The following is a 7,588-nucleotide window of genomic DNA, read 5'->3' on the forward strand; positions in this document are numbered from 1 at the left end:
CCTTAACGCTCCATGCAGTGATCAGGATAGTGCGAAAACGCTACGATTTGCTTCAGAAATAAAGGTGAGGATTTGTTAGTTTGATTGGCCAGTATTTCTTTCGAATGGGGGGAATAACGCGTCTCTCGACGGGGTCCATTCAAGTTGGCCTCCAGGCCCTGTTTTGCATAGGTCGAGCCCTACTTGTAGGAGAGACCAAATCCCATGGAACGTGGCGAGATCAAAGGCTTCCACACGCAGGTGAAGGCCGTTTGCAGTGGGACTGAGGATCGCGCGCCCGTCGCCAAATGTAATCAGCTTATCATGGCCTGAAAAATCGACTGATACAATATACGCGCGGTATTCAAGGCAGAATGTCTTGCCGACTTTCTCAGGGTTGGTGATATCGATGAACGTTTCGGCGGTATAATTGGGAATGTACATGAAATGGGTATACCTCCTCGTTTGTTGGAAAAATTAAGCCTCAACTGCGCTCTAAACTATCTCAGGAAATAAGGGGGGGAAGGGGTATGACTGGCGCAGGCATGAACGCCAACATTCGACCTAGCTTATGGGCTCGGTTGAGTTGATCGTAAACTTGCGGATAGTTAGGCTCGTATGCTCTGCCACAAAGAACAGTTCCTCGTCATCTTGTGTTTCTGTGAAAACCTTCGGTAGCATCAGATCTCAAGATTTGCGGACCACATCAGGGAAAACATGAGTTGTCTGGCGGTTTTCTTTGCCGGCTTGACTTAAAAGGGTGAGGCATGCCGCACATGAGAGATTGTATCCACACATTTCAAATCCCACTCGATAGATTGATTAAAAGCCAGATGGCCGATGAAATCTTATGAGAACAAAATTGGGTAAGTATTCTCAGCACCAAATTTAGCTACAAGGACACGATCATGCAGTAACTTCGTTGTAAGTAGGGATTCTGGATCAGGCTTGCCACCAATTGGCATAGACCGCTTCTTTGGTCGTTTTTCATGACGAATCCCGTTGGTAAAAGGTATGGTGTTCGCTTTTCGTTAAGCTATGACATGACGCATGATATACGACGGGCTGGAGGCAAGTAGCAGCGTCAATGGCGCGGAGTTTGGTCCGATTTTTCACGATGCTCTGGCGGATTAGGATGAGGGGGTGCCAAATGAATATTAGCTTGCCCCCCAGCAACCGTTCTCCTGATTGATTATCCGGGTGTGTAGGCATTTTTCCGCTATCGCCCATACCAGTAATTGGAATCACCGGCGGCTTCAAGATTTAGATTGAGGATCAGGCGTGGCTCGGCTTTTAAAACCCGCAATCACACACTGGATGCGATTATGGAAAAAGCGATGCTCTTCCCACTCGAGAGACTGCTCGCGAACTTTCAGGCAAATGCTCAACAAGTGCCGGTCTATATTGACTGCGTGAAAGCCGGCTTACGGGGGTGCCAGTCAGCCCTATATTTGAGCAGTCACGGCTAACCTTCGTCCTCTTTACGCGAATGACTTTGACTGTTTGACTGCCTGCCGGGTTGTGGTTCGGGCGGGGTGCTCCATTCCGTATGGATTCTGAGGATACTAGCAACTGAAAGTGCGCAATGTGGCGAGCGAGTGCTGATAGCGATCAGTCTCAGTTTCGGACCAGACAACGTCATTCATTACACCAGCTTCCCGTCAGCCGATATGTGAGATGGTCCAGAGACCGGCAATTCATTCGTACAAACAACCATAGCCATAAAGCAGATAGCACTGGAAATTTTGCCAAGATCTATGGCTTCGATGCGGACAAAACTCGCCTAAGAGGAAAGCAAGCCGGAAACGCAGCAATGTTGATCTACCGGCTACCAGTCGGCTCGTACCAGCTTCGCGAGAGATGTGAGAGCGATTGACATAATGATGTAGCGACGTCATGATGTCGGTATGATGATAGAGACAGACCACGCACCACTTTACGCTAAGGTTGAGGCTACGTTGGCATCCGAAATTGCCAACGGCATTCTCGCTCGCGGCGCTCAACTTCCACCTGAAGATATTCTGATTGAAAGGTTCGGTGTCAGCCGAACGACTGTTCGAAAGGCAGTCGAAAATCTCGTCGTGCGCGGATTGGTGGAGATTCGTCGCGGCAAGGGAACATTTGTTACCGAGCCGAAGATTCTGCAGGAGCTGACTGAATTGAGCGGGTTTGTGGAGGACATGATCGCTCTAGGCCGGAATCCAACCGCAAAACTGCTGGATAAACGTCCCGTGCCCGCCAGCGATGTCGTCGCGGCGCATTTGGGCATTTCCGTCGGAACGCAGGTTTACCGTATCGAGCGGGTTCGTTTGGCCGATGGTGTTGCTATGTCGTTCGATGAAACCTATTTACCCTTGGACATTGGCGAGAAGATCGGGAGCAACGATCTGGAAGCGGAGCCGATCTTTTCGTTGCTCGAGAACAAGTATGGCCTGCCGCTTGTCGAAGCGGAATATCATCTAGAAGCTATCACAGCAAACGACCAAGTCGCCCAGGCGCTGGAGATCACGCCCGGAAGCCCTGTCTTTCTGATCGAGCGGACCTCCTTTTGTGAAGGTCCGAAGCCGGTTGATTATGAAAAGCTCTATTATCGCGGCGACCTCATTAAGTTCACCACCCGCTTATCGCGCCGGTCAAGGCAGAACCCATGATTGGAGTTCCTGATATGGGGGCGACCGGTGCTCTATCGCTATTTGTTGCTGCCTTCGGCGCAAGCGCGCTTGGGGGTGTTCTCGGTATGGCAAGCGGTATATTCATTGTCCCAGTCCTAACAATTCTGTTCGGTATCGACATCCACGCTGCGGTCGCTGCTAGCTTGGTGTCGGTAATTGCGTGTTCGTGCGGCAGCGCGGCACCGCTCCTGAAAGCGCGTATGACCAATGTAAGGTTAGCTGTCGTCCTGGAGACTGGAACGACGTTGGGCGCGCTTACCGGGGTGTTTCTGATCGGGATTATTCCGGTCGCTTATCTGTATTTGTTATTTGCCGCTATTCTCGTTGTGTCAGCGCAACAAATGCTCAACCGCCGCCGTGATGTGAACCAGCCGACCGTATACGCGCAACGAAGTTGGGCAACACGGTTGCGCCTGCACTCCGCAGTTCCCGATCGCACAGGGGGAACCGTTGCGCCTTATCATGTAGGCTCCGTGCCGATGGGTTTGTCGCTAATGTATGGGGCCGGTCTGGTCTCGGCGTTGCTCGGAATTGGTAGCGGTCTGCTAAAAATCCCCGCCATGGATACGGCCTTGCGGCTTCCAATCAAGGTTTCTTCAGCAACCTCGAATTTTATGATTGGGGTAACGGCATCCGCGAGCGCGGGCGCCTATTTCGTTCGCGGTGACATAAATACAGCAATCGCCGGTCCAGTTGCGCTCGGCTCTGTTGCGGGGGCCTTCGTGGGTGCGCGGATGCTGATGGGTTTTTCCGGTGACAAGCTCCGCATCGTCTTGGTGATAGTGCTTATGTTACTGGCTATCGCGATGGCGGTAAATGGATTCAACCTGCATTTCGCAGCGTGACAGGAAAATTCCCATGGACAAATACTTTAGCAGAGCCGCGGGGGAGGAGCGAGCTATCGCCAGATTGTTGCATTATGGCACGGGACTGGCTTCATTTGTCATCGCAGCAGGATTGGCGCTTCAATGGCTGCACCCCTTCATAAGGACGATTTTTGGCGTGAGCGGATACGAATTGGTGAAAGCTGGCGTTGGCCTATTCATTTTTCTTCCCGTCTCTAGAGTGATCCTTATGCTCATCCAGTTTTCACTAGCACGGGATCACGCCTTTATCGCGATTTCAGCGTTGGTCCTGACAGTGGTCGGAGCTGGCTTCTTGTTGGGCATTTAATACGTGTTTTTCTGTATGGCCAGCAGTGTTCATCGCATACGTGCCAAGCTTTCACGCACGACACCTCTCGTCTTAATGGCTATCGCGGCATATGCAGAGATTGTCGATCGCATCTGCAAACTCTGATAGCGTTCAGCCATCTCTTCAGTTTAAACGAGGATTGTGAAAGCAAGATCGCCAGTCAGGTGCATGAAACGGAACAGAGTGCCCAGCAAGTTCGAGTCCGGGCAATTTTCAGTTCTTCAAGTGACTGAAATATAAACGATTTGGAAATGCTTACACGACGTTTGGGAGGAAACGTCAATAATTGGGTCGAAACGATCATCTGACGCTCGAACATAAGCTGATAGCCAAAACCCAAATGAGAGGGGCGCGCTCACAGGCAGTGTATAACGCCTTTATCGGCTCTCAACTTCATTAAAAAAACATACACAGATCACCCTGCATGTGTGATGTTGGAAGAATTGAATTTTTAATTAGTGTACTCGAGTGCCCATGCGTAAGCCTGCGCCTGAGGCACAGGCTCGCCATGCCTAAGGACGGAGGTTTCGAAGACATCTTTGGCAGGAACTTTTACAGGCGAGGTTGACATTTTGGGCTGATTATATTGATATCAAGGTAGATTATTGATCATCACTGACAAACTGTGGACCCCAAAGGGAGTTCAGTATAGACAATGCAGTCACTGCCCTTCCTGGGGAGAAAGGCGCAGCAGGCGATAACCCCGCTTGTCGCGTGGTGTCGGTGGCATTCTAAATGATACGCGCTGACAGAAGGCGAGCAGTGCGGCGTGCGGTATCAAGCTTGTTCGAAATAGTAAAGTTTTATTCTGGGAGGAAATAATTATGAAGATCGTGACCAGCTTAAGTTTTCAGGGCCAGTGCCGCGAAGCGTTTGAATTCTACGCCAAGGTTCTGGGCGGGAAGATCACTGCGGCCATGCCCTATGGTGACGGTCCTCCAGACATGCCAATCACCGACGATAAACACAAAACCTGGCTCATGCACTGCTGGCTCGAGGTTGGCGATCAAGCTCTAATGGGCGCCGACATGGATGTTAAATGGGCACCGAATATTGAAAAGCCCAAGAACGGCTTCGATGTCACCTTGCATGCTGCAGACAAGGCCGAAGGGCAGCGTTGGTTCGAGCATCTGTCTGAAGGCGGCAAGGTAGTCATGCCGTTTGAGGAGACCTTCTGGTCGCCGGGCTTTGGTTCGCTGATCGACCGGTTCGGGATCCCGTGGATGGTCAATACCATTCCGTCGACCGGTTGGGCCTCGTCTCAGGGCTGATCCAGAAACGCCGTTAAAATATTCGGTGGGGTGTCAGTAGCGTTGATAAGAGACATTCCTCTGACATAAACCACTTTCCAGTGCCTGAACGTCAGCGGCTTTCTGGATCGGGGGAGCACATGGATCTTTCATATCGCTGGGTCATCGTGGCGGCAGGTGGCCTTTTGGGCTGCGTCGCCATTGGAGCCATGTTTTCGTTGCCTGTGTTCCTGCGGCCGATAGCTCTGGATACCGGTTGGTCGATAACCGGCATATCCGCTGCTATGACGTTTGGTTTCCTTTCAATGGCCGCCGCCAGCATGGTGTGGGGTGGCCTCTCCGATCGGTTCGGGCCACGGCCGGTCGTGCTCACGGGTTCAATCGTTCTGGCGGCGAGCCTCGCTCTCGCCAGTCGGGCGGGAACGCTCAGCGAATTCCAGACACTGTTCGGCGTTCTGGTCGGCGCAGCGACCGCAGCCGTCTTCGCGCCGATGATGGCCTGTGTGACCGGCTGGTTTGATACGCAGCGCGGTCTCGCCGTTTCGCTGGTTTCTGCAGGTATGGGCATGGCGCCGATGACCATGGCGCCATTGGCGGCATGGCTGGTGACAATCCATGACTGGCGAACTGCAATGTTGATCATCGCCGGAACTGCGGCGGCTGTGATGATTCCCGCAGCACTTTTGGTCCGCCGACCACCAGCGCTCGATGCGGGAACAGGCGAATTCGCAACGAACGAACCGAAGTCGAACATGAGCGTCAGGCAGGCGGTTCGCTCGCCGCAGTTCATCACCCTGATGCTGGCGAACTTCTTTTGTTGCGCGACCCATTCCGGCCCGATCTTTCACACTGTAAGCTATGCGGTAACTTGCGGGATCCCAATGATTGCGGCTGTGTCGATCTACAGCGTCGAAGGACTGGCCGGCATGTTCGGTCGTATCGGGTTCGGTCTTGCAGGAGATCGGTTTGGTGCGCAGCGGATACTGGTGCTTGGACTTTTGGCACAGGCCTTCGGTGTTCTCGCCTATGTATTTGTTTCGACACTCGGTCCGTTCTACGCGGTGGCAGCGCTGGTCGGATTCATCTATGCTGGCACAATGCCACTTTATGCTGTGATTATCCGCGAGAATTTCCCACTGAAAATGATGGGTACGATCATTGGCGGCACTGCGATGGCAGGCAGTCTCGGTATGTCGACCGGCCCGTTGCTGGGCGGCCTGATCTATGATCGATTCAATTCTTACGCGCTAATGTATGTTGGATCGTGGAGCATGGGACTGGTGGCTGTTTTGATCCTGCTAACATTTAGGCCTTTTCCCGCCCGTCAGCCAAGTACGGTACCAACTTAAACAAGCCACAACGTAAACCCGAGCGGTTCATCAGCACAAACGAGCTTAGCATTCGAGGCATTGAACCACTTGCGCATCGAGGCAATGTTCTAAGGCATACTTGTCAAACATGGTTGGTAAAACGATCAACGCATCTTAAGAACCTCGCCGGTGCGACGATCGATTACAACGCGCATATCATTATCACGAGTATCAATACCCATCACTATATATGCATTCCGTCGTTCTACCACACTTTCCACTTCGTCCATTCCCTCATCACTTGAAATTCTGGTTGCACGACGCTCACTAGTTACGCTGCGATCCCGGCAGCTATCACGCTGTATTTGAGGGCTACTGTCCGGGTTAGCTCGAATTCCATTGGGAGCTATCCAACGCTTTATGCATTTGCCGGGCCAGTGGAAACTAGAGCCGACACGATCACCGCACCGATTGCCAAAAATTTCTACATGGCACCTATCCATTTCGGACTATCGCCCATCAACAAAGCAAGGCGTCATACCGCAATACGTTCCTGTTGAACCGTTCAACTCTCCTAACGTTCTGGATATCCTGTGACTGAACCAGTGCGAGAAACTTGTTTGACCGCACATCCACTTCAAAGAGCTCTGATCGCGCTAGGTGCCTTGTTTAGGCGAATGGAACTACGCCGTGTGGACGAATTGACTCAGGTATAAGTTTTCCGGTTCCAGACTTTCTCTCGACGTGATTCACATATTGCTGACGTGATTTGGAGGTCAGTAATGTGCACCAAGATGACAGAAAATGACTATGAACTGGCACTTGAGGTTTTTCGGACTTGTCTGCCAGCCGTTGGCGCGAAAGCTAAAAATGACCGCCTATTCCTTGAGGCGTTGCATTATTTCACCCTTCACAACATCTCATGGCGGGCTTTGCCTGAGCGGTTTGGTAACTGGAACAGCGTATGGAAGCGTTTTGACCGTTTAGGTAAAGCAGGTGTTTTCGAGGACTATTTTTCCATTTTGGCTGGGCTTGATGAAAGCGCTCATCTTATCGCTATGTTCGACAGCACCGTCATTCGCGCCCATGTATCTGCAGCAGGCGCTAAAGGGGGCAGGAAGGTCAAGCGCTCGGCCGGTCTCGTGGAGGGTTCGGAACCAAAATCCATCTGAAAACCGACCGA

At 51.9% G+C, this 7,588-nt stretch carries 6 protein-coding genes and 2 pseudogenes; 7 read left to right on the forward strand and 1 reads right to left on the reverse strand.

The genetic code is table 11. The annotated features are described in order from the left end of the window. Positions 1-75: 75 nt before the first annotated feature. Positions 76-423: an SMa0974 family conjugal transfer regulator gene (gene rctB / locus CES85_RS28395; RefSeq protein ID WP_095448802.1), complete on the reverse strand. Its 348-nt coding sequence runs from the start codon at positions 421-423 to the stop codon at positions 76-78. Positions 424-1,886: 1,463 nt separating this feature from the next. Here rctB and CES85_RS26960 point away from each other — a divergent pair. The 7 genes and pseudogenes from CES85_RS26960 to CES85_RS28405 all read left to right on the forward strand — a co-directional run. After that, complete coding sequence (locus CES85_RS26960) at positions 1,887-2,630, forward strand: GntR family transcriptional regulator (protein ID WP_095448803.1); 744 nt, start codon at positions 1,887-1,889, stop codon at positions 2,628-2,630. Continuing rightward, positions 2,627-3,496, forward strand: a complete 870-nt coding sequence (locus tag CES85_RS26965) for a sulfite exporter TauE/SafE family protein (RefSeq protein WP_095448804.1) — start codon at positions 2,627-2,629, stop codon at positions 3,494-3,496. The genes CES85_RS26960 and CES85_RS26965 overlap by 4 nt, the downstream gene beginning before the upstream one ends. Before the next feature lie 13 nt (positions 3,497-3,509). Further along, a complete protein-coding gene (locus CES85_RS26970) occupies positions 3,510-3,824 on the forward strand; it encodes a DUF1634 domain-containing protein (protein WP_095448805.1) in 315 nt (104 codons plus the stop codon). Positions 3,825-4,669: 845 nt separating this feature from the next. Continuing rightward, a complete protein-coding gene (locus CES85_RS26975) occupies positions 4,670-5,116 on the forward strand; it encodes a VOC family protein (protein ID WP_095448806.1) in 447 nt (148 codons plus the stop codon). 119 nt (positions 5,117-5,235) lie between these two features. Beyond that, positions 5,236-6,444 carry an MFS transporter gene (locus CES85_RS26980; protein ID WP_095448807.1) on the forward strand — a complete coding sequence of 403 codons (1,209 nt, stop codon included), beginning with the start codon at positions 5,236-5,238 and terminating at the stop codon, positions 6,442-6,444. Positions 6,445-7,199: 755 nt separating this feature from the next. After that, a pseudogene (locus CES85_RS28400) lies at positions 7,200-7,403 on the forward strand (transposase); the annotation flags it as partial. Between the two features lie 51 nt (positions 7,404-7,454). After that, a pseudogene (locus tag CES85_RS28405) lies at positions 7,455-7,576 on the forward strand (IS5 family transposase); the annotation flags it as partial. Positions 7,577-7,588 lie beyond the last annotated feature (12 nt).

The organism is Ochrobactrum quorumnocens, assembly GCF_002278035.1.
In the GTDB taxonomy this organism is placed as follows: Bacteria; Pseudomonadota; Alphaproteobacteria; order Rhizobiales; family Rhizobiaceae; genus Brucella; species Brucella quorumnocens.

Excerpts from the sequence above, each read along its gene's own strand:
- CES85_RS26980 (WP_095448807.1), top strand. The coding sequence starts at position 5,236 with ATGGATCTTTCATATCGCTGGGTCATCGTGGCGGCAGGTGGCCTTTTG.
- rctB (WP_095448802.1), bottom strand. The coding sequence starts at position 423 with ATGTACATTCCCAATTATACCGCCGAAACGTTCATCGATATCACCAAC.
- CES85_RS26975 (WP_095448806.1), top strand. The coding sequence starts at position 4,670 with ATGAAGATCGTGACCAGCTTAAGTTTTCAGGGCCAGTGCCGCGAAGCG.
- CES85_RS26965 (WP_095448804.1), top strand. The coding sequence starts at position 2,627 with ATGATTGGAGTTCCTGATATGGGGGCGACCGGTGCTCTATCGCTATTT.
- CES85_RS26970 (WP_095448805.1), top strand. The coding sequence starts at position 3,510 with ATGGACAAATACTTTAGCAGAGCCGCGGGGGAGGAGCGAGCTATCGCC.
- CES85_RS26960 (WP_095448803.1), top strand. The coding sequence starts at position 1,887 with ATGATGATAGAGACAGACCACGCACCACTTTACGCTAAGGTTGAGGCT.